This is a genomic window from Pseudonocardia kujensis (genome assembly GCF_021283305.1).
GTDB classification, from domain to species: Bacteria; Actinomycetota; Actinomycetes; order Mycobacteriales; family Pseudonocardiaceae; genus Pseudonocardia; species Pseudonocardia kujensis.
The window spans coordinates 1-21,083 of the sequence record NZ_JAJSOK010000086.1; the positions used below are offsets into that span (position 1 = coordinate 1).

At 73.2% G+C, this 21,083-nt stretch carries 18 protein-coding genes; 6 read left to right on the forward strand and 12 right to left on the reverse strand.

What is annotated here, in order from left to right:
• Positions 1-47: 47 nt before the first annotated feature.
• On the reverse strand, positions 48-1,127 hold the full coding sequence (locus tag LWC35_RS34715) for a M28 family peptidase (RefSeq protein ID WP_232874742.1): 1,080 nt from the start codon (positions 1,125-1,127) through the stop codon (positions 48-50).
• A 127-nt stretch (positions 1,128-1,254) separates the two neighbouring features.
• Entirely contained in the window at positions 1,255-1,857 is a 603-nt protein-coding gene (locus LWC35_RS34720; RefSeq protein ID WP_232874743.1) for a cysteine hydrolase family protein, read from the reverse strand.
• 202 nt (positions 1,858-2,059) lie between these two features.
• On the opposite strand from LWC35_RS34720, the gene LWC35_RS34725 reads away from it, so the two are divergent.
• The 3 genes from LWC35_RS34725 to LWC35_RS34735 all read left to right on the forward strand — a co-directional run bounded on the left by LWC35_RS34725 (position 2,060) and on the right by LWC35_RS34735 (position 6,657).
• Entirely contained in the window at positions 2,060-3,745 is a 1,686-nt protein-coding gene (locus tag LWC35_RS34725) for an ABC transporter transmembrane domain-containing protein (RefSeq protein WP_232874744.1), read from the forward strand.
• Complete coding sequence (locus LWC35_RS34730) at positions 3,742-5,511, forward strand: ABC transporter ATP-binding protein (protein WP_232874745.1); 1,770 nt, start codon at positions 3,742-3,744, stop codon at positions 5,509-5,511. Before LWC35_RS34725 ends, LWC35_RS34730 begins: the two co-directional genes overlap by 4 nt.
• A gap of 150 nt (positions 5,512-5,661) precedes the next feature.
• Entirely contained in the window at positions 5,662-6,657 is a 996-nt protein-coding gene (locus LWC35_RS34735) for an ABC transporter substrate-binding protein (protein WP_232874746.1), read from the forward strand.
• Between the two features lie 94 nt (positions 6,658-6,751).
• Here the strand turns inward: LWC35_RS34735 and LWC35_RS34740 are convergent, their stop codons facing one another.
• The 10 genes from LWC35_RS34740 to LWC35_RS34785 form a co-directional block, all read right to left on the reverse strand.
• A complete protein-coding gene (locus tag LWC35_RS34740; RefSeq protein ID WP_232874747.1) occupies positions 6,752-8,125 on the reverse strand; it encodes a lysine N(6)-hydroxylase/L-ornithine N(5)-oxygenase family protein in 1,374 nt (457 codons plus the stop codon).
• A gap of 263 nt (positions 8,126-8,388) precedes the next feature.
• On the reverse strand, positions 8,389-8,985 hold the full coding sequence (locus LWC35_RS34745; RefSeq protein WP_232874748.1) for a hypothetical protein: 597 nt from the start codon (positions 8,983-8,985) through the stop codon (positions 8,389-8,391).
• Between the two features lie 319 nt (positions 8,986-9,304).
• Positions 9,305-9,928, reverse strand: a complete 624-nt coding sequence (locus tag LWC35_RS34750; protein ID WP_232874749.1) for a TetR/AcrR family transcriptional regulator — start codon at positions 9,926-9,928, stop codon at positions 9,305-9,307.
• Between the two features lie 16 nt (positions 9,929-9,944).
• The gene (locus LWC35_RS34755) at positions 9,945-11,096 is read right to left on the reverse strand and encodes an acyl-CoA dehydrogenase family protein (RefSeq protein WP_232874750.1); all 1,152 of its coding nucleotides are present in this window, start codon (positions 11,094-11,096) and stop codon (positions 9,945-9,947) included.
• Positions 11,097-11,107: 11 nt separating this feature from the next.
• Positions 11,108-11,869 (reverse strand): 3-hydroxyacyl-CoA dehydrogenase, encoded by a 762-nt coding sequence (locus LWC35_RS34760; RefSeq protein WP_232874751.1) that lies wholly within the window; start codon positions 11,867-11,869, stop codon positions 11,108-11,110.
• A gap of 81 nt (positions 11,870-11,950) precedes the next feature.
• Positions 11,951-13,096, reverse strand: coding sequence for a thiolase family protein (locus LWC35_RS34765; protein ID WP_232874752.1), 1,146 nt, complete (start codon positions 13,094-13,096; stop codon positions 11,951-11,953).
• A gap of 416 nt (positions 13,097-13,512) precedes the next feature.
• Positions 13,513-14,673: an ABC transporter substrate-binding protein gene (locus tag LWC35_RS34770; RefSeq protein ID WP_232874753.1), complete on the reverse strand. Its 1,161-nt coding sequence runs from the start codon at positions 14,671-14,673 to the stop codon at positions 13,513-13,515.
• A complete protein-coding gene (locus LWC35_RS34775; protein WP_232874754.1) occupies positions 14,670-15,554 on the reverse strand; it encodes an ABC transporter permease in 885 nt (294 codons plus the stop codon). The genes LWC35_RS34770 and LWC35_RS34775 overlap by 4 nt, the downstream gene beginning before the upstream one ends.
• Entirely contained in the window at positions 15,551-16,378 is an 828-nt protein-coding gene (locus tag LWC35_RS34780) for an ABC transporter ATP-binding protein (protein ID WP_232874755.1), read from the reverse strand. Before LWC35_RS34780 ends, LWC35_RS34775 begins: the two co-directional genes overlap by 4 nt.
• A complete protein-coding gene (locus tag LWC35_RS34785) occupies positions 16,375-17,256 on the reverse strand; it encodes an ABC transporter permease (RefSeq protein ID WP_232874756.1) in 882 nt (293 codons plus the stop codon). The genes LWC35_RS34780 and LWC35_RS34785 overlap by 4 nt, the downstream gene beginning before the upstream one ends.
• A 247-nt stretch (positions 17,257-17,503) precedes the next feature.
• Here LWC35_RS34785 and LWC35_RS34790 point away from each other — a divergent pair, with 247 nt between their 5' ends.
• Genes LWC35_RS34790 through hydA form a run of 3 tightly spaced genes read left to right on the forward strand, consistent with a single transcriptional unit; the run spans position 17,504 to position 21,077 of the window.
• Positions 17,504-18,346 carry a nitrilase-related carbon-nitrogen hydrolase gene (locus LWC35_RS34790; RefSeq protein WP_232874757.1) on the forward strand — a complete coding sequence of 281 codons (843 nt, stop codon included), beginning with the start codon at positions 17,504-17,506 and terminating at the stop codon, positions 18,344-18,346.
• Positions 18,343-19,689: an aspartate aminotransferase family protein gene (locus LWC35_RS34795; protein WP_232874758.1), complete on the forward strand. Its 1,347-nt coding sequence runs from the start codon at positions 18,343-18,345 to the stop codon at positions 19,687-19,689. The genes LWC35_RS34790 and LWC35_RS34795 overlap by 4 nt, the downstream gene beginning before the upstream one ends.
• Entirely contained in the window at positions 19,686-21,077 is a 1,392-nt protein-coding gene (hydA, locus tag LWC35_RS34800; protein WP_232874759.1) for a dihydropyrimidinase, read from the forward strand. The genes LWC35_RS34795 and hydA overlap by 4 nt, the downstream gene beginning before the upstream one ends.
• Positions 21,078-21,083 lie beyond the last annotated feature (6 nt).

Sequence of the window (21,083 nt, forward strand, 5' to 3'; positions counted from 1 at the left end):
GGTGCCCCGCCGTTGCTCACGGCGGTCCACGACGGACGGTCGGCGGGTCAGGGAAGCGTGTCCGTGGTCGTCGCGAAGTGGGCCAGGGTCCCGGCGAGGGCGTGCAGGTAGTGGTCGAGCACCACCGGGTTCACGTTCTGGATCGTGTCGCAGGCCTGGTGGTAGCAGGGGTCGAAGACCTCGCCGGCCTGCCCGCCCGCGGTCTGCGCCTGCTCCGCGGTCTTCTTCTTCCTGTCGCCGTTCTCGGCGCCGGCCGACGGGATGTTCGCCGCCACGAAGGGTGTCTCGTCGTCCCCGACGAACGTGATGCGCTGCGGGGTCACGCCGGTGCTGCCGAGCTGGTCGGCGAGGACGTCCCCCACGGTGCCCGACCCGGGGGGACCGGCCGCGGAGGTGTCGTCGCCCGTGCCGCCCTGCACGAAGTAGCCGCCGTTCGGCGAGCCGACCATGTCGACGTTCAGGTAGAGCATGATCGCGTCGCGATCGGCGTCGGAAAGGCCCGTCACGTAACCCGTCGAGCCCTGCGCCCCGGACTCCTCGGAGCCCCAGAACCCGAACCGGACCATGTTGCGCACCGCCGGCGACGCACCGAGCCGTGTCGCGATCTCCAGCAGCGTCGCCACGCCGGAGCCGTCGTCGACGATGCCCGGCCCCTGCTTCACCGAGTCCAGGTGGGCGCCGATCACCACGACGTGGGCGGGATCGCCCGTGCGGGTCTGCGTGACGACGTTCGGCAGGGTCGTCGGGCCCTCACCGCCCTCGGAGCCGCCGGAGCCGCCGCGCCGCCGGGACAGCGTGTAGTCCGGCGTCGCGACGTCGAACCCGGCGGCCCGTAGGACGCCGCTGACGTAGTCGGCGCTCGCCAGGTAGCCGGGGCTCGGCGAGGCCCGGTTCCCCCCGTTGCGGTCCGCGATCTTCTGCAGCTCCTGCAGGTGCACCAGCGCTCCGGCATCGCCCACCGCACCCTTGAGCTGCTGGGCCAGCTGCCCGTCGACGACGGGAGCGGTGGGACGCGGCGCCGGTGAGCCGGAGCCGCAGGCGGTCAGCCCGACCAGGGCGGCCACCAGGGCGACGGCCGGGAACGCGCACCGCAGACGCATCCGGGTGCGGGACCGGGCCAGCGACATGCCGCCTCCTCGCCGAGGGCGTCGGCAGGCGCGGTCCGGGACCGGAGCACCTGCACCGACGAACTCGGCGCCGCCTGCGACCGCGTTTCCGGCGGTCCTGTGAGACCGCTGAGGAACCCGGCAGCCGCTAGTCCGGGATCTCCGCCTGGTCGGCCACGACCACGCCGAACAGGTCGGCGATGGACGCGAGGCTCGCGGCCTGCAGCGCGGCCGCGGGCACCTCGTCCCCGCCGCCCGTGCCCGGCAGCGCGCGGGTCGCGGTGGCCCCGCCGACCACGGTGGGCGCGTAGCCCAGGCTGAACGCCCCGCGGGCGGTGGAGTTCACGCACATGTGGGTCATGAAGCCGGCGAGCAGCAGCGGACGCGCCGGGTGCTGCTTGAGCAGCGAGTCCAGCTCGGTGCCCGTGAAGGAGTTGGGGTAGTTCTTGACCACCGTCGCCTCCCCCGGGCGCGGGGCGACCCGGTCGACGATCGCGCCGATCTCCTCACGGACGTCGTAGGGCGTGCCGGGGCCGGAGTCGTGCTGGACGTGGACGATCGGGATACCGGCGCCGCGGGCCCGGTCGAGCAGCTCCTCGGCCTGGTCGAGGGCCGCCTGCACACCCTCGAGCTCCATGAGGCCGCGGGTGTAGGTGTTCTGGCAGTCGATCATGACCAGGGTGGACGCGGACAGCGCGGGCGGGTCGGCGGGCAGGCCGCTGACCGCGCGCAGCGTCGTGAGGTCGGACATGGGACTCCTCGCACGTCGACGGGCAGGAGCTCCGACGCTACCCACGGCGGACGGGGAGGCAGAAGACCCGAAGGGACGGGTTTCCCGTGCGCCGACGGCCTGGTCCGGCGAACGACAGCGGCAGCCGCCCGCTCCGTCTCCGCGCCGGCCGATCTCCACCGGCATCCCGAGATCGTCGGGGGGTGAGGTTAGCCTTCCCCACATGACGAGGGGGGAGATCACCGGGCGGTCCGTCCGGTGGGGAGCGCTCCGGGCCGAACGCTGGCACGTGTTCGCGGCCGTGCTGCTGCTCTGCGGGCACCAGGCCGGCGAGGCGCTGGTCCCGGTGCTGGTCGGCGTCGTGATCGACCAGGGCGTCGCCGCGGGGGACGTGCACGCGATGCTGCTGTGGCTGCTCGTGCTGGGCCTGGACTTCCTGTTCCTGTCGCACTGCTACCGCTTCGGCGCGCGCCGGGCCCGGCACGCCGAGCGGCACACCGACCGCCGGTTGCGGCTCCGGATCGCCGAGCGGGTGCTCGACCCGCGCGGCGGCGCCGAGGCCGGGCGGCTGCCGGGCGCGCTCGCGAGCATCGCCACCTCGGACACCCAGCGCGTCGCCGGCCTCGGCTTCGGGCTGCCCCTGCTCCTGGCGCAGGGCACCGCGCTCGCGGTCGCCGCCGTCGCGCTGCTGCGGATCTCGCTCCCCCTCGGGCTGCTGATCCTGCTCGGCACGCCCCCGCTGCTCCTGCTGCTGCACCTGCTGGGCCGGCCGCTGGAGAAGCGCAGCGGGCCCGAGCAGGAGCGGGCCGCGCAGGCGTCGGGGGTCGCCGCGGACCTCGTGGCGGGCATCCGGGTGCTGAAGGGCATCGGCGCCGGACCGGCCGCGGTGCACCGCTACACCGGCACCAGCAGGGGGGCCCTGCGGGCGACCCTGCGGGCCACCGGCTCCCAGGCCTGGTTGCAGGGCGCGGTCCTGCTGCTCGACGGACTGTTCCTGGCCCTGGTCGCGCTGGTCGGCGGGCGCCTGGCCCTGGCGGGCGCGCTCAGCGTCGGCGGGCTGGTCGCCGCGGTCGGGCTCGCGCAGTTCCTCGTCGGCCCGCTGGAGACGATCGGGTTCGTCAACGCCCGCCTCGCGCAGGCCCGGGCCTCGTCCGAGCGGATCGCCGACGTGTTGGCGGCACCCCCGGCAGTCGTGCCCGGGGACCGCGCCGTCCCCGAGGCCTCCCCCGGCGCGCTCGCCGTCCGCGGGCTGCGTGCGGGACCGCTGGCCGGGCTGGACCTCGAGGTCCGCGCCGGCGAGCTGGTCGGGGTCGTCGCCGACCCGCCGGTCGCGACCGCCCTGCTCGGCGCGCTGGCCCGCGAGTCCGATCCCGAGGCGGGCGCGGTCGAGCTCGACGGGGTCCCCCTCGCCGCGTACCCGCCGGAACAGGCCCGCGGGGCGGTGCTGGTCGCCGCGCACGAGGCGGCGCTGTTCGCCGGGACCGTCGCCGAGAACGTCCGGGCCGGCGGGCCGGGCGATCCCGCGGCCGCGCTCGCCGCCGCGGGCGCCGACCAGGTCGTCGAGAGCCTGCCGGCCGGGGCGGACACCCCGGTCACCGAGCAGGGCCGGTCGCTGTCCGGCGGGCAGCGCCAGCGGGTCGCGCTGGCCCGCGCGCTGGTCGCCGACGCCCCGGTGCTGGTCCTCCACGACCCGACGACGGCCGTCGACACGGTCACCGAGGCCCGCATCGCCGAGGGGCTGCGCGTGCTGCGCTCCGGCCGCACCACCCTGCTGGTCACCACGAGCCCGACGCTGCTCGCGGTGGCCGACCGGGTCGTCGTCGTCGACGAGGGGCGGGTGCGGGCCGAGGGCACGCACGCCGACCTGCTCGCCGGCGATCCCGCCTACCGCGGTCTGGTGCTCGCGTGAGCGCCCGCCGGCTGCTCCCCGTCGCGGGCGGGCGCGCGGTGCGCGCCGTTCTCGGCGAGCTCGCCCGGCCGCACCGCGGTCGCGCGGTCGCCGCCGTCCTGGCGCTGGTGGCGGGGGCCGCCGCGAGCCTGGTCACCGCTCCCCTGCTCGGCCGGATCGTCGACCTCGTGGTCGGGCGCGCCGCACCGGCCGCGCTCACCGCGCCGGTGCTGCTGCTGGTCGCCGTCGCGGTGGCACAGGGCGGGCTCGCCGTCCTCGGTCTGCGGCTGCTCGCCCGGGTCGGCGAGACGATGCTCGCCGCCCTGCGCGAGCGGTTCGTCGCCCGCGCGCTGGAGCTGCCGCTGGGGCGGCTCGAGGAGGCCGGCTCCGGCGACCTCACCGCGCGGGTCACCACGGACGTCACCACGGTGGGCGAGGCGGTCCGCGAGGCCGTGCCCGAGTTCGCGCGGGCGGCCCTGGTCATCCTCCTGACCCTGGTCGGGCTCGCCGCGCTGGACTGGCGGTTCCTGGTGGGCGCGCTGCTGGCCGTGCCGATCCAGGCCTGGACGGCGCGCTGGTACCTCGGCCGGTCGCAGCAGGTCTACGCGGCCGAGCGGATCGCCGGGGGTGCGCAGCAGCAGGAGCTGCTCGACACCGTCGGCGGCATCGGGACCGTGCGCGCGTTCCGGCTGCACGCGCGGCGGGCCGAGCGCATCCGGGCGCGCGCGAGCGAGGTCGTCGAGCTGGACCGGCGGGTCGTGGTGCTGCAGACGCGCTTCTTCGGCCGGCTCAACGCCGCCGAGTTCGTCGGGGTCGCGGGCGTCCTCGGGGCGGGTTTCCTCCTGGTCCGCTCGGGCGGGGCGACCGTCGGCGCGGCGAGTGCCGCGGCGCTGTACTTCATCAACCTCTTCGGCCCGGTCAACCAGGTGCTCTTCCTGCTCGACGTCGCCCAGTCCGCGGCCGCGAGCCTGGCCCGGATCGTCGGGGTCGCGGCCCTCGACCCGGAGACCGGGCCCGAGCAGCCGAGCGTCCCGGTCGACGGCGGGGTTCGCGCCAAGGAGATCGAGCATTCCTACGTCGAGGGCCACCCCGTGCTGCACGGCGTGGACCTCGACGTCCCGGCCGGCGCCCGGGTCGCCCTGGTCGGGGCGTCGGGTGCGGGCAAGACCACGTTGGCGTCGATCCTCGCCGGGGTGCACGAGCCGACCCGGGGTGCGGTCGACCTGGGCGGGGTGCCGCTGGCCGAGCTCGGCCCGGCGGGCCTCCGCGGCACCATCGCGCTGATCACGCAGGAGGTCCATGTGTTCGCCGGGCCGCTGGCCGAGGACCTGCGGCTCGCCCGGCCCGACGCGTCCGTCGCCGAGCTGCGCGCGGCGCTCGCCACGGTCGACGCCCTGGCGTGGGCCGAGGCCCTGCCGGAGGGTCTCGACACGGTGGTGGGGGCCGGGGCGCACGCGCTGACCGCGGTGCAGGCGCAGCAGCTCGCCCTGGCCCGGCTCGTGCTGGCCGACCCGCTCGTCGCCATCCTCGACGAAGCCACCGCGGAGGCCGGCAGCGCCGGGTCCCGGGTGCTGGAGGCGGCGGCCGAGCAGGCGCTGGCCGGGCGCACGGCGATCACCGTGGCACACCGGCTGACGCAGGCGGCGGGCGCCGACCACGTGGTGGTGCTCGACGGCGGCCGGATCGTCGAGCAGGGCAGGCACGAGGCGCTGGTTGCCGCGGACGGCGTGTACGCCCGGCTGTGGGCGGCGTGGGCGCAGCGACACCGAGGACACCGAGGACACTGAGGACATCGAGGGCACCGAGGACATGGGGCGCACGCCCGGCCGCACGGCCGTGCGCGCAGTGACGAATCGGACAGTCCGCCCGGAATTGACACGGTCGGTTGTTAGGCAACCCTCACCGAGATCGTGATCGTCGTTCCGGAAGGACCCTGCGTGTCGCACGTCCCCCGCTCCGGCCGCCGCGCCGGGCGCACCGCTCTCCGGGCGCTCGCCGCGGCCGCCCTGACCGCCCTCGTGGCCGCCGCCTGCTCCGGCCCGTCGCAGGCTCCCTCGACCAGCGCGCCGGAGCCGTCGGCCGCGGCACAGCACGCCTTCCCCGTCACCCTGAAGCACGCCTACGGTGAGACGACGATCCCGGCCGCGCCCACCCGCGTCGTCACCATCGGCTTCAACGAGGGCGACTTCGCGCTGGCCCTGGGCGTGGTGCCGCTGGCCGAGCGCGAGTTCTTCGGCGGCTTCGACTGGCAGGACCGGCCGTGGGCCGCCGGCGCGAAGCACGGCGCCCAGCCGGTCGCCCTCTCGTCGAGCGAGCTGCCGCTCGAGACGATCGCGGGCCTCGAGCCCGACCTGATCCTCGGTGTGTACTCGTTCATCGACCAGCCGACCTACGAGCGGCTGTCGGCGATCGCCCCGACCGTCGCCCAGCCGACGGCCAATGGCGAGGGTGCCGCGGCCACCTGGCAGGAGCAGACCCGGATCACCGGGCAGGCCCTCGGCCGCACCGACCGGGCGGAACAGCTGATCACCGAGACCGAGCAGAAGCTGGAGGACGCCGCCGCGCCGTCGTTCGCCGGCAGGACGCTGGCCATGGACTTCATGGTCGACGGCACGCCGTACAAGCTCGGGACGGACGACCTGCGGGCCCAGCTGTTCACGGGTCTGGGCTTCACCGTCCCGGCCAGCACGGAGACGCTCAGCCCGGAGACGCTCGGCCCGCTCGACCAGGACGTGATCGTCTCGATGGGCCGCACGCAGGAGCAGTACGACTCCCCGGTCCTGCATGACCTGAACGCGGTGAAGCAGGGCCGGATCGTGAACATGGGCGGCTACACCACCCCGTTCGCGGGGGCGCTCGGCTACTCGAGCCCGCTGAGCCTGCCGTACGCGGCGGACCAGGTCGCCCCGAAGCTGGCCGAGGTCCTCGGCTGACGACCACCGACCCGCATCATGGTTCCCTGACGCGACCACGAAGCTCCGAGAATCGCATCATGGATCCCTAACGCGGTCGACGCGGCGCGTGCGATCAGGTGGTGAGCACTCGTGTGGGTGCGGGGGCGGTCGCGCCGGCCAGCGCCGCCGCGATCTCCCCCGCCCGCACCGCGACCGTGGAGAGCAGGGTCGAGGTGATGCCGTGGGTGTGCTCGGTGGCGCCCTGGACGAACAGCCCGACGTGGACCGGCCGGCCCTGCGGCGTGGCGCCGGTGGCCAGCCGGTAGTCGCGGCGGACCTCGGCGCGGCCGGCGTCGTCCCGGGTGCAGGCGGCGGCGAGCGCGGGATCGAGCAGCCAGAGCGGGTCGGTCGGCCGGTACCCCGTCGCGTAGACGACGACGTCGGCGGTCAGCACGTCCCGCGCCCCGTCGATCAGCGACTCCACGGCCAGCTCGACCCGGTCGCCGGCGTCGACGACGTCGGCCACCCGGGACACGTTGTGGAAGCGGAGCCGCTCCCGCCCGGCGACCCGCTCGTGGTAGTGGCGGCGGTACAGCTCGGTGATCAGGTCCGGGTCGACCACGGAGTAGTTCGTGTTCGCGTGGTAACCCATGATCATCTTCTTGACGGGGGCGGGCGCGGCGTAGAAGTCGTCGACGGCGGCCGGGTCGAAGATCCGGTTGGCGAAGGAGCTGTCGTCCGCCGGGCTGTAGCCGTAGCGGGCGAACACGGCGTGCACCTCGGCCTCGGGGTACGTCCGGTGCAGGTAGTCCACGGTCTCGGCGGCGCTCTGCCCGGCCCCCACGACGGCGCAGTGCGCGGCCGTCCGCAGCTGCGGCGCGCGATGCAGCAGGTCGCGGTTGTGCCAGACCCGCGGGCCGAGCGTGACCCCGCGCGGCACGTTCGGGGTGAGCCCGGTGGCCAGCACGACGTTGCGCGCCCGGATGCGCACCGGCCCGCTGCCGGAGTGGAAGCCGACGACCTCGGCGAGCCCGACGGTCCCGCCCTCCTCCACGGGGACGATCTCCGTGACCTCGGCGCCGTACTCCACGACGCCGGCGAACCGCTGCGCGGCCCACTCCAGGTAGTCGTGGAACTCCAGCCGGGTCGGGAACGCGCTGCCGTAGTTGATGAAGTCGACGAGCCGGTCCCGGTCGTGCAGGTAGGCGAGGAAGGTGAACGGGCTGGTCGGGTTCCGGAGGGTGACCAGGTCCTTGAGGTACGAGATCTGCATCGTCGCGTCCTCGAGGAGCATCCCGCGGTGCCAGCCAAAGCGCTCCTGCCGCTCGACGAACCGGTAGCTCAGCCGCTCGGCCGGCGGCACGGCGGCGTTGTGCTCGGCCAGCGCGACCGCGAGCGCCAGGTTGGACGGCCCGAACCCGATCCCGACGACGTCGACCACCTCCACGCCGTCGGCCGCCCGCTCGGCGCGCGGGTGGTCGGGGGTGTTCGTGGCCGCGACGGTCATCGTGTCCTCTCGGTGCCCGGCGTCGGGCACGGTCGGCGAGCCTCTCTTTACTCAGGGCAGGCTAACTTTCCGTTCGTCAGGTCTCACGGCTCCGGGTGGGTGATCCGGATGTTCGCCTTGCCACGCTCCGTCGTCACGAGCAGACCACGCTGGTCCAGCCGGTGACGGCCACCCGAGCACCCACGGCCGAGCGCTCGGGCCGCCGCCGGAGCTCCGCCCGGAACCGTCGCGCCGGCCCCGGGCGGAGCGGTCATGAGCGGGCCTCAGCCCTGCACGATCCCGGAGTTCGACGTGTCGGCCTGCGCGATCGACTGCTGCGTCGATCCCGAGAGGATGCCGCCGATGTTGATCGCCGGGCTCACGTCGAGGTCCAGCCCGAGCAGGCCGCCCCGCTGCGCGGCGAACCCACCGGCGCGCGGCCCGTCCTGCAGGATCCCGGAGTTGGACCGGTCGACCTGGCTGATCGACTGGCGCACCGGGCCGGCGCCGATGCCGCCGACGTTCACGCCGGGACTGACGTCGAGCGCCGCGTCCACCAGGTCCTTGCTCCGGAAGGCCATCCCGGGCTCCGTGCAGCCACCGCCTGCCTGCACGATCCCCGAGTTGGCCTGGTCGGCCTGCACGACCTGCTGGGCGGTCGGCCCGTTGCCCAGCACGCCGCCGACGTTCAGGCCCGGGTCGGCGTCACCGTCGAGCCCGAGCAGTCCGCCGTCCTGGGCCGCGACCGGGCCGGCGCCGTCGCAGTCGTGCCCGTGCCCGCCCGACTCGCCCGCGAACGCCATCCCGGACGCCGCGAGCGCGAGCGGGACGGCCAGGACCCCGACCGTCGCCGTCCGACGGGTGGTGGTGCGCAGCTGCATGGAGGTCTCCCCTCTCAGGTTTCTCATGGTCGCCCGTCCGGTACCGCAGAGCGTCGCTCTGCGTGACCGGTCGGGATGCGGAGAAGCTAGCGAGGTCACCTCCGGAACGTGACCGGAGGGTGCCTGAGAGGTCACTGAGACGAGTCGTAACGGCGTCATAATCGGGTTCAACCGTCAACGAGCTAGACCCGGCGTGATGAAGTGAGCATCTGCTGACCACGGAGAGTGACTCTCGTGGAGGTTACAGGTCCACACCGAAGAGTCGGGTTCCCCACGAAGAAGCAACCCGCGTGGGCGACGGCGCGTCGCGGTACGGGCCTCAGAGCGTCAGCAACGTCCTGACCAGGTCCTTCCACTGCGCGACCAGCGGATCGGTGGCGTGGTCGCGCGGGTCGAAGGCGTAGGTCAGGGCCGCGCCGCGCATGCTCGTGAGCAGGATGTCGCGGAGCTGGCGGAAGCGCGGGTGCCCGGCGAGCTCCTCGCCGAACATGCGGGCCATGGACTCGCGGATCGCGGACCCCAGGCCGCGCTCGGTCGGGCGCAGCGCCCCGGCGATGTCCGGATTGGACCGCGCGGCGGTCCACAGCTCGATCGCGGCCCAGAAGTGGGGCTCGGAGAAGCTCTCCCAGAGCAGCTCCACGACGCGGTCGGCGCGCCCGTGGACGTCGCGGGCGCCCTCCTCGTCGAGCAACCGCGTGAGCCGGTCCTCGGTGTCCTGCACGCGTTTGGCGGCGAGGTGCCCGGCGGCGGCGACCAGCAGCAGGTCGCGGGAGGGGAAGTGGTGCAGCAGGCGGCCGCGGGAGACGCCCGCGCAGGCCTGGATGGTGAGGGTGGTGGCGCCGGAGTAGCCGCCCTCGACGAGGGCGGCCACCGCGGCGTCCAGGATCCGGGCGCGGCTGTCGTTGGTCCGTTGCGCCCGGGTCCGGGGTTCGGTGCCCGTCATGAGGTCACAGGCGAGGTCACAGGCCGAGGGAACGGCCGATGACCTCCTTCATGATCTCCGTCGTGCCGCCGTAGATGCGGGTGATCCGGGCATCGGCGTAGGCCTTCGCGATCGGGTACTCGTTCATGTACCCGTAGCCGCCGTGCAGCTGCAGGCAGCGGTCGACGACCCGGCCCTGCAGCTCGGTGCACCAGTACTTGGCCTTGCTGGCGTCGACCGCGGTCAGGTTCCCGGCGTTGAGCGCGCGGATGCAGTCGTCGACGTAGTGCCAGGCCAGGTCGATCTCCGTGGCGATCTCCGCGAGCACGAACTTGGAGTTCTGGAACGAGCCGATCGGCTGGCCGAAGGCCTTGCGCTCCTTGACGTACTCCAGCGTCCAGTGCAGCGCGGCCTCCGCGGCCGCGACGCCGGCGACGGCGATCGACAGCCGCTCCTGCGGCAGCTTCGTGACCAGCTGTGTGAAGCCCTGCCCCTCGCTCTCGCCCAGCAGGTTCGCGACGGGCACCCGGACGTCGGTGAACGACAGCTCCGCGGTGTCCTGCGCGTGCTGGCCGAGCTTGTCGAGGTTGCGGCCGCGCTCGAAGCCCTCCATCCCCCGCTCGAGCACGATCAGGGACATGCCCTTGTGCTTCTGCGTGGGGTCGGTCTTCACGGCGGTGATCACCAGGTCGGAGTTGATCCCGTTGGTGATGAAGGTCTTCGCCCCGTTGACGACGTAGTGGTCCCCCTCGCGGCGGGCCGTCGTCGACATGGAGGCGAGGTCGGAGCCGATGCCGGGCTCGGTCATCGCGATCGCGGTGATCAGCTCGCCGGAGGCGATGCCGGGCAGCCAGCGCTGCTTCTGCTCCTCGTTGGCGTAGGTGAGGAAGTACGGCATGCAGATGTCGTTGTGCAGCGTGAGGCCGAGGCCCGAGCCGCCGCAGCCGGCACGCATGAGCTCCTCGATGACCACGGCGTTGAAGCGGAAGTCCTTGACCCCGCCGCCGCCGTACTCCTCGGGCACGTCCATGCCGAGGAAGCCGTTCTTGCCGGCCTTGGCGAACACCTCGCGCGGGACGATGCTGTCCCGGTTCCACTGCTCGTCGTGCGGGGCGATCTCGACCTCGACGAACTTCCGGAAGGACTCCCGGAAGGCCTCGTGGTCGCTCTCGTAGAGGGTGCGCTCCATCTGCGGACCTCCTAGCGGGGCGCCATGCGGATGGCGCCGTCGAGCCGGATGACCTCGCCGTTCAGCATCGGGTTGGCCACGATGTGGGCGGCGAGCAGACCGTACTCGCTCGGCTTGCCCAGCCGGGCCGGGTGCGGGACCTGCTTGCCCAGCGACTCCTTGGCCTCCTCGGGCAGCCCGCCCAGCAGCGGGGTCTCGAACAGGCCGGGCGCGATGGTGTTGACCCGGATCTGCGCGCTCGCGAGGTCGCGGGCGATCGGCAGGGTCATGCCGACGACGCCGCCCTTCGACGCCGAGTAGGCCGCCTGCCCGATCTGGCCCTCGAAGGCCGCGACGGACGCCGTGTTGACGATGACGCCACGCTCGCCGTCGACCGGCTCGTTCCGCACCATCCGCTCGGCGGCCAACCGGATCACGTTGAACGTGCCGATCAGGTTGACCGTGACGACCTTGGTGAAGGCGTCGAGGGGGAAGGCCCCCTGCTTGCCGACCGTCTTGATCGCGTTGCCGATGCCGGCGCAGTTGACCGCGACGCGCAGCGTGCCGAGCTCGGCGGCCTTGTCGAGCGCCGCGGTGACCTGGGCCTCGTCGGTGACGTCGGCCGCGGCGAAGGCGACCTTGTCGCCCAGCTTCTCGGCGATCTCGGCGCCCTGCGACGACGGGAGGTCGACGATGACGACCGACGCGCCGGCGTCGAGCAGGGTCTCGGCGGTGGCGAGGCCGAGACCGGAGGCGCCGCCGGTGACGAGCGCGACCTGTCCGGTGATGTCCATGGGGTGAGGAACCTCCAGCTCGGTGGGGAGAGTGACGAGGGCGCGGCGCCGGTCGGGCGCCGCGCCCTCAACGGGTGGGGGTCAGAGCAGCTCGAGGATCGTGGCGTTGGCCTGGCCGCCGCCCTCGCACATGGTCTGCAGGCCGTAGCGGATCCCGTTGTCGCGCATGTGGTGGATCATCGTGGTCATGATCCGCGCGCCGGAGCCGCCCAGCGGGTGGCCGAGGGCGATCGCACCGCCGTTGGGGTTGAGCGCCTTGACGTCCGCGCCGATGTCGGCCAGCCACGCCATCGGCACGGGGGCGAACGCCTCGTTGACCTCGAACACGCCGATCTGGTCGAGCGAGAGGCCCGACTTCTTCAGTGCCTTCTCCGTGGCCGGGATCGGCGCGGTCAGCATGATCACCGGGTCGGCGCCGGCGAGGACCGCGGTGTGCACCCGCGCGATCGGGGTCAGGCCCAGCTCCGCGGCCTTCTCCGAGGTGGTCATGAGCAGCGCGGCCGAGCCGTCGGAGATCTGCGAGGAGTTGCCGGCGTGGATCACGCCGTCCTCCTTGAAGACCGTCTTCAGCTTGGCCAGGCCCTCGACCGAGCCGCCGGGGCGGATGCCCTCGTCCTCGGCGACCACGGTGCCGTCGGGCAGGGTGACCGGGGCGATCTGGCCGGTGAAGCGGCCCTCGGCGCGCGCGGCGGCGGCCTTCTCGTGGCTGCCGATCGCGAACTCGTCGAGCTGGGTGCGGGAGAGGCCCCAGCGCTCGGCGATCATCTCCGCGCCGACGCCCTGGTTCGGGAACACGCCGTCGTAGCGGGCGAGGAACTTCTCGCCGAACGGGTTCTGACCGTTGGACGAGGAGCCCATCGGCACGCGGGACATCGACTCGACCCCACCGGCCACGACGACGTCGTACTGGCCGGCGATCAGGCCCGCTGCGGCGAAGTGCACGGACTGCTGCGACGAGCCGCACTGCCGGTCGACGGTCACACCGGTGACGGTCTCGGGGAAGCCCGCGGCCAGGGCTGCGGTGCGGCCGATGTCCATGGTCTGCTCGCCGACCTGGGAGACGCAGCCCCAGATGACGTCCTCGATCGCGGCGGGGTCGATCCCGGCCCGCTCGGTCAGCGAGGTCAGCACGTGCGCCGACAGGTCGGCGGGATGGATGCCGGAAAGCGACCCGTTGCGCTTGCCGACGGGGGTGCGTACGGCTTCGACGATGACTGCATCACGCACGGTCGAGCTCCTTGTCTCGCGGGTGAGGTCGCAGCGGACTGCTGCCGACGGTGCCCGCGTGGGAGCGCCGTCGCCTTGGGGGCACCGTAGCAGCGAAACAGTCAGTTCTGACCGCCTTGACGGTGTGGCGTGCAGAACACTCGTTCAGATCAGCAGGTCAGACCGCCTCGATGAGAACGCCGACGGCCGGGCGGAAGGGGCCGCCCGGCCGTCGATCATGGGTGCATCAGGCGCTGCGCGGCAGCTCCGTGGGCGCCTCAGGTGCGCGCGCAGGGCTCCGTGGATCGCCACGACCGCAAGGACGTTCTGCTCGCGGCGCCGTCGGAACGCGGGGCGCCCGGGCCTCGTGGCCCGGGCGCCTCGTCGTGGCGGGTCGTCCTCGGTGCTCGGATGGTCCTCTCCGAGCCGGCCGGCGGTCAGTTGCCGCCGGGGTTGAGGGTGACGGTCTCGGGCTGGTAGCTCGCGCCCACGACGTCCACCCCCTCGCCCTTGAGCATGGCGATCGCCTTGGTGACGTAGTCGTTGGTGAAGGCCTGCGGGTCGGGATCCCTGGTCAGCACCGTCTGGCCGTCGGCGTTGACGGCGGTGCGGGCGACGTTCACCGTCTGCGCCCACAGTGCCGGGTCGATCGTGCCGGCGCCGGCGGCGGGCGCGGGCCAGATCAGCTTGTTGACCTCGTTGACCTGCCAGAGCTGGTGGCTGGCGCCGAGCTTCGACCCGGCCTTGACCACGATGTCGCGGCAGGCGCTGACGTTGTCCCGGCAGTACGCCCAGCCCTTGATCGACGCGGCGACGAACCGCACGGTCCGGTCCTGGTACGCGGGGTCCGAGAGCTTGTCGGTGCTCGCCCAGATCGCGTCCTGCAGCATGGCGGTGCCGTCGGTGTTCCAGTCGACCAGCGTGAAGTCCGACGGCTGGTACAGCTGCCCCGTCGCCGGGTTCCGGGCCTCCAGGACCTGCGCGTACTCGTTGTACGACATGGCCTGCGCCGCGTCGATCTCGCCCGAGAGCAGGGCCTGCATGTCGAACTGCTGCTGCACGAGCGTCACGTCGGAGGGCTTGAGCCCGGCCTTCGTCATGCCCGCGAACAGCTCGAACTCGTTGCCGAAGCCCCAGTTGCCGATCTTGCGGCCGGCGAACTGGGCGGGTTGGGTGATCCCCTTGTCCGCGAACGCCACCTGCCGCGTACCGGAGCGCTGGAAGATCTGCGCGACGTCGGTGATCGCCGCGCCCTGCTCGCGCGACGCGAGGGCCTTGGGCACCCAGGCGATCGCGTAGTCCGCCTGGCCCTGCGCCAGCACCGTCTGCGGGACGATGTCGACGCCGCCCTCCTTGATCCGGACGTCGAGCCCCTTCTCCCGGTAGTAGCCCTGGTCGATCGCGGCCAGGTAGCCGGCGAACTGGCCCTGCGTGAACCACTGCAGCTGCAGGGTCACCGGCTGGAGGCCGCCGGCCGCCGTCGTCGGGCCGCCCGAGGCCTGCTGACCGGCGGGGGTGGTGGAACAGGCGGCGAGCGCAAGGGCCGCGACGGCACCGAGCGCGGCCAGGGCGGTGCGGCCGAAACGGGGTCTCCTCACGAGGCACCTCCGGGGCGGTTGCGGGTCACGAGCCGCTCGGCGAGCAGCCCGGCGAGGAAGAACACCAGCCCCAGGACGATCGAGGCGGCGACGAAGGCCCACGCGCGGGCGTAGGCGGTGTTGGCGGCGGCCGAGGAGATCCGGCTGCCCAGCCCGTTCTGCAGGCCGCCGAAGTACTCGGCGACGATGGCGGCGATCACCGCGGCAGGCGCGGCGAGCCGCAGGCCGGTCATCACGTACGGGACGGCCCCGGGCAGCCGGACGAACCGGGTGTACTGACGGCGGGTGGCGGCGAGCGCCACCATCAGCTCGTCGTGCACCGGGCGGACCTGACGGAGCCCGCGGGCCGTCGAGACGTAGACCGGTACGACGACCACGACCGTCACCACGAGCCGCCGCGGGATCTCGGTGGTCGAGCCGAACATCGTGGTGAACACCGGCGCCAGCGCGACGATCGGGACGGCGCTGGCGGCGAGCACCACCGGCGTGATCAGGTCCGCCACCAGCCGCACACCGGCCGCGAGGATCGCGAGCAGCACCCCGAGGACGAACCCGAGCACCAGCCCGACCAGCGCGTTCCCGCCGGTCACCGCCGCGGTCTCGAGGATCACCGGGAACTGGGCGCCGATCTGCTCGGCGATCGCGGTCGGTGCGGGCAGGAGGAACGCCGGGAGTCCGCCGACCGTCACGACCAGCTGCCACACCACCAGCACCGCGATGCCGAAGATCACCGGCGCGACGACGACCGAGGCGCCGCGGAACCGGCGCTCCGGTCCGGCGACGGCACCGGCCCCACCGGCCCCGCCGACACCCCCGGGTCCGGCGAGGCCACCCGTCCCGACACCGCCGGACGCGGTGATCTCACCCCGGTCCGCGCTCATGCCGCCGGCCCGTCCGTCGCGGCGCCCTTGCGCAACGCCTCCCGCACCGCGGTCACGGCCTCGAAGAACGCGGCGGTCTCGCGGACGTCCTCCACGGCGTCGGGATCGAGGGTGTCGGCCGCGCGGTCGTCGCCGGAGACCGGCGGGCGCCGCCCGCCGACGACCTCGGTGATCCGCCCCGGTCGCGGCGACATCACCACCACCCGGTCCGAGAGGACCACGGCCTCGGGGATCGAGTGCGTCACGAACAGCACCGCGGCGCCCGTCTCCCCGGCGATCCGCAGCAGTTCGGCCTGCATCCGCTCGCGGGTCATCTCGTCGAGGGCGCCGAACGGCTCGTCCATCAGCAACAGCCGCGGGCTCGGCGCGAGTGCCCGCGCGATCGCGACCCGCTGCTGCATGCCGCCCGACAGCTCGGCCGGCCGGGACCCCGCGAACTCCGCGAGCCCGACGAGCTCGAGCAGCTCCACCGCCCGGCGCCGCCGCTCCGCCTTCCCGACCCCGTGCACCTGCAGCGGCAGCTCGACGTTCTCGACGACCGTGCGCCAGTCGAGCAACCCGGCCTGCTGGAACGCGATGCCGTAGCGCTGGTCGAGCCGGGCCTGCCGGGCGCTCGTGCCGGTGACGGCGACCGAGCCGGCGGTCGGTTCCTCGAGGTCCGCGACCACCCGGAGCAGCGTCGACTTCCCGCAGCCGGACGGGCCGATCAGCGACACGAACTCACCCGCGCCGATCGTGAGGTCCACCCCGGCGAGCGCCCACACGGACCCGAAGGTCTTGTCGACGCCCTGCAGCTCCACCGCGTCGGTCCCCGTGGCGGTCACGCGACGCTCCCTCGGTAGCGGCGCAACCCCAGCTCCAGCAGCCCGACCGCACCCGCGGCCACCAGGCCGAGGACCGCCGCGCCGAGGATGGCGGCGTACATCTGCGAGGGATCGCCGGTGGCGGACTGCGCGTACTCGATGATCAACCGGCCGATCCCGCCGCGGGTCCCGGTGGAGATCTCCGCGACGATCGCGCCGACGATCGCGGCGGCCGCCGCCAGCCGGACCGCCGGGACCAGGTGCGGCACCGACGCGGGCAGCCGGAGCCGCAGCAGCGTGGTCCACCAGCCCGCCGCGAGGCTGCGGAACATCTCGACGTCGGCCTTCCGCGGCGAGGTGAGCCCGCGCAGCATGCCGACCGAGATCGGGAAGAAGGCGAGGTAGGAGGAGATCACCATGACGCTCGCCCACGGCTCCCAGGCCCACCCGCCGATAGCGATCTTGCCGCCCCAGCCCGCGACGAGCGGCGCGATCGCGATCAGCGGGACGGTCTGCGAGGCGATCACGTAGGGCAGCACCGCCTTCTCGGCCACGGCGAACCGTTGCATGAGAACGGCGAGCAGCATCCCGGCGATCCCGCCGAGCACCAGCCCGCCCAGCGCCAGGCCGAGGGTGAACAGCGCACCCGAGACGATCGCCGCCCCGACCGACCGTGGCTCCGCGGCGCCCGCGACCTCCGGCGCACCCAGCCGGGCCAGCACCGTCCACACGTGGGGCATCGCGGCGTCGTCGGTCCGGGGCAGGACCCGCGTGCCGCCGACGGTCACGCCGCCGGCCGGCAGCACGAGCTTGGCCAGCTCCCACAGCACGACCAGCAGGGCGAACGCCGCGACGGCCCACGCCGCGCTGCGCAGCCTCCGCCGGTCCCTGCTCCCCATGCAGCCCCCTCGCTTCGCCGGGAGTGATCCCGGACGATGGCGAATCCTGAGAGATTGGCATGACCGAGGCGTTACCGACAGGTTCCGGGTGCCCTCATCCGGCCCGCCGCGGTCACGACTCGGCAACGGGGTGACCGCCCACGCACCGGAGGTGACGATCGCGGGTCGTCGTCCCGATGCCCCCTTGCGCGGGCGGGCGTCGCGGCAGCAAGGTGACCGCTCACGTTCCGCGCGAAGGGGGGCTTCGATGTCGCGAACCGTCCGGGCGGCGATCCTGCAGGCCAAGTGGACCGGCGACACCGCGTCCATGATCGACGTGCACGAGTCCTACGCCCGTGCCGCCGCCGAGCAGGGCGCGCAGGTCATGGGCTTCCAGGAGGTCTTCAACGCCCCGTACTTCTGCCAGGTGCAGGAGTCCGAGCACTACCGCTGGGCCGAGCCCGTGCCGGACGGGCCGACCGTGCAGCGCATGCGCGCGCTCGCCCGGGAGACCGGCATGGTGCTCGTGGTGCCGGTCTTCGAGCTCGAGAGCGCCGGGAACTACTACAACACCGCCGCCGTGATCGACGCCGACGGCACCGTGCTCGGCAAGTACCGCAAGCACCACATCCCGCAGGTCAAGGGGTTCTGGGAGAAGTACTACTTCAGGCCCGGCAACCTGGGCTGGCCGGTGTTCGACACCGCGGTCGGCAAGGTCGGCGTCTACATCTGCTACGACCGGCACTTCCCCGAGGGCTGGCGTGCCCTGGGCCTCGCCGGCGCCGAGATCGTGTTCAACCCCAGCGCCACGAGCCGCGGGCTCTCGGCCTACCTCTGGCAGCTCGAGCAGCCGGCCGCCGCCGTCGCCAACGAGTACTTCGTCGCCGCGATCAACCGGGTCGGCGTGGAGGAGTACGGGGACAACGACTTCTACGGCACCAGCTACTTCGTCGACCCGCGCGGGCAGTTCGTGGGCGACGTCGGCTCCGGGACGGACGAGGAGCTGCTCGTCCGGGACCTCGACCTGGACATGATCGACGAGGTCCGGCAGCAGTGGGCCTTCTACCGCGACCGCCGGCCCGACGCGTACGGCCCGCTGGTGCAGTCATGAACGAGGTCACGAGCGGATCGTCGGCACGGCGCGAGCTGTACGACCGGACCCGCGCTGTCCTGCCCAGCTGGCTGGCGCTCTACTACGCCGAGCCGATCGAGCTCGACCACGGCGCGGGGCGGCACGTGTGGGACGCGGACGGGAACCGCTACCTGGACTTCTTCGGCGGCATCCTCACCACGATGACCGAGCACGCGCTGCCGGCGGTCACCGACGCCGTCGCCGCGCAGGCAGCGAAGATCATCCACTCGTCGACGCTCTACCTGAACCGGCCGATGGTGGAGCTGTGCGAGGAGATCGCCGAGGTCTCCGGCATCCCCGACGCCAAGGTCTTCCTCACCACCAGCGGCACCGAGGCCAACGACGCCGCGCTGCTGCTGGCCAGTGCCCGCAACGGCGCGAACCAGATCCTGGCGCTGCGCAACAGCTACCACGGCCGGTCCTTCTCGACGATCGGGATCACCGGGAACAGCGCCTGGTCGCCGACCTCGCTCTCGCCCTTCCAGACCTACTACGTCCACGGTGGACAGCGGTACCGCTCGCCGTTCGCGCACCTGTCCGACGAGGACTTCGTGAAGGCCTGCGTCGCCGACCTGACCGACGTGCTCGACCAGACGGACGGCCGGGTGGCGGCGCTGATCGCCGAGCCGATCCAGGGCGTCGGCGGCTTCACCTCGGGGCCCGACGGGCTGCTGGGCGCCTTCGCCGAGGTGCTGCGGGCCCGGGACATCCTCTGGATCTCCGACGAGGTGCAGACCGGCTGGGGCCGCACCGGCGAGCACTTCTGGGGCTGGCAGGCGCACCGTCTCGATCATCCCGGCGCGACACCGGACATCGTCACCTTCGCCAAGGGCGTCGCGAACGGGCTGTCGATGGGCGGGGTGATCGCGCCGGCGTCGATCATGGACCACCTGCCGGCGAACTCGATCTCCACCTTCGGCGGCAGCCCGATCACCTCGGCCGGGGCGCTGGCGAACCTGCGGCACCTGCGCGAGCACGACCTGCAGGCCAACGCGGCGAAGGTCGGCCCGATCCTGCTCGACGGGCTGCGCGCCGCCCGGCTCCCGATCGTCGGCGACGTGCGGGGCAAGGGCCTGATGATCGGCGTCGAGCTGGTCGAGCCGGACTCCGGCACCCCCGGCAGGCCGGCGCCGGCGCTCGCGACGGCGGTCCTGGAGGGGTGCCGGGAGCGCGGGCTGCTGGTGGGCAAGGGCGGACTGCACGGCAACGCCCTGCGCATCGCTCCCCCGCTGTCGCTCACCGCCGAGGAGGCCGAGGAGGGGCTGGCGATCCTGGTCGACGCGCTCGAGGCCGCCGTACCCGCGGAGGGAGGGACGTCGTGAGCAGCCTGGCGATCCGCGGCGGGACCGTGATCACCGCCGCCGACGAGGTGGTGGCCGACGTCCTCGTCGAGGGCGAGAAGGTCGTCGCGCTGACCGCGCCCGGTGCGCTCGACCTCCGCGCCGACACCGAGCTCGACGCGGCCGGCCGCTACGTGATCCCCGGCGGGGTCGACGCGCACACGCACATGGAGATGCCCTTCGGCGGGACGTTCGCCGCGGACACCTTCGAGACGGGCACGCGCGCGGCGGCCTGGGGCGGCACGACCACGATCATCGACTTCCCGATCCAGTCGGTGGGCCGGTCGCTGCGCGAGGGCCTCGACGCCTGGCACGAGAAGGCGGCCGGCAGGTGCGCGATCGACTACGGCTTCCACATGATCCTCGCCGACGTCACCGAGTCCTCGCTGAAGGAGATGGAGGTGCTCGTCGGCGAGGGCGTGACCAGCTTCAAGCTGTTCATGGCCTATCCCGGCGTCTTCTACTCCGACGACGGGCGGATCCTGCGCGCCATGCAGAAGGCCGGCGACACCGGCGGCCTGATCATGATGCACGCCGAGAACGGGATCGCCATCGACGTGCTCGCCGAGCAGGCGCTCGCCCGCGGGCAGACCGACCCCCGCTACCACGGCGACGTCCGGCACGCGCTGCTCGAGGCCGAGGCGACGTACCGCGCGATCCAGCTCGCCCGGGTCGCCGGCGCGCCGCTGTACGTGGTGCACCTGTCGGCGCAGCAGGCGCTCGCCGAGATCGCGCGCGCCCGCGAGAGCGGCGTCAACGCCTTCGCCGAGACCTGCCCGCAGTACCTGTTCCTGTCCACGGAGGACCTGGCGCGGCCGGACTTCGAGGGCGCCAAGTACGTGTGCTCGACGCCGCTGCGGCCGGTCGAGCACCAGGCCGCGCTGTGGCGGGGGCTGCGCAACGACGACCTGTCGGTGGTCTCCACCGACCACTGCCCGTTCTGCTTCAAGGGACAGAAGGAGCTGGGGCGCGGGGACTTCACGAAGATCCCGAACGGGCTGCCGGGGGTCGAGACCCGGATGGACCTGCTGCACCAGGGCGTCGTCGACGGGCACCTCTCCCGGCGGCGGTGGATCGAGCTCGCGTGCGCCACCCCGGCGCGGATGTTCGGCCTCTACCCGCGCAAGGGCACGATCGCGCCCGGGTCCGACGCCGACATCGTGATCTACGACCCGACCGCGGAGCACACGCACTCGGCGCAGACGCACCACATGGCCGTCGACTACTCCTGCTACGAGGGCCGGACCACCACCGGGAAGGTCGAGACCGTGCTCTCGCGCGGCAAGGTGATCATCGCCGGCGACGAGTACCTCGGCGCACCCGGGCACGGCGAGTTCCTACCCCGCGACACCTGCCAGTACCTGCGCTGATCGGAG

Bases quoted from the DNA above. Each gene is read 5' to 3' on its own strand.
- LWC35_RS34720 (WP_232874743.1), bottom strand. From the start codon at position 1,857: ATGTCCGACCTCACGACGCTGCGCGCGGTCAGCGGCCTGCCCGCCGAC.
- LWC35_RS34750 (WP_232874749.1), bottom strand. From the start codon at position 9,928: ATGACGGGCACCGAACCCCGGACCCGGGCGCAACGGACCAACGACAGC.
- LWC35_RS34725 (WP_232874744.1), top strand. From the start codon at position 2,060: ATGACGAGGGGGGAGATCACCGGGCGGTCCGTCCGGTGGGGAGCGCTC.
- LWC35_RS34785 (WP_232874756.1), bottom strand. From the start codon at position 17,256: ATGGGGAGCAGGGACCGGCGGAGGCTGCGCAGCGCGGCGTGGGCCGTC.
- LWC35_RS34755 (WP_232874750.1), bottom strand. From the start codon at position 11,096: ATGGAGCGCACCCTCTACGAGAGCGACCACGAGGCCTTCCGGGAGTCC.
- LWC35_RS34760 (WP_232874751.1), bottom strand. From the start codon at position 11,869: ATGGACATCACCGGACAGGTCGCGCTCGTCACCGGCGGCGCCTCCGGT.
- LWC35_RS34740 (WP_232874747.1), bottom strand. From the start codon at position 8,125: ATGACCGTCGCGGCCACGAACACCCCCGACCACCCGCGCGCCGAGCGG.
- LWC35_RS34745 (WP_232874748.1), bottom strand. From the start codon at position 8,985: ATGCAGCTGCGCACCACCACCCGTCGGACGGCGACGGTCGGGGTCCTG.
- LWC35_RS34790 (WP_232874757.1), top strand. From the start codon at position 17,504: ATGTCGCGAACCGTCCGGGCGGCGATCCTGCAGGCCAAGTGGACCGGC.
- LWC35_RS34715 (WP_232874742.1), bottom strand. From the start codon at position 1,127: ATGTCGCTGGCCCGGTCCCGCACCCGGATGCGTCTGCGGTGCGCGTTC.
- LWC35_RS34775 (WP_232874754.1), bottom strand. From the start codon at position 15,554: ATGAGCGCGGACCGGGGTGAGATCACCGCGTCCGGCGGTGTCGGGACG.
- LWC35_RS34795 (WP_232874758.1), top strand. From the start codon at position 18,343: ATGAACGAGGTCACGAGCGGATCGTCGGCACGGCGCGAGCTGTACGAC.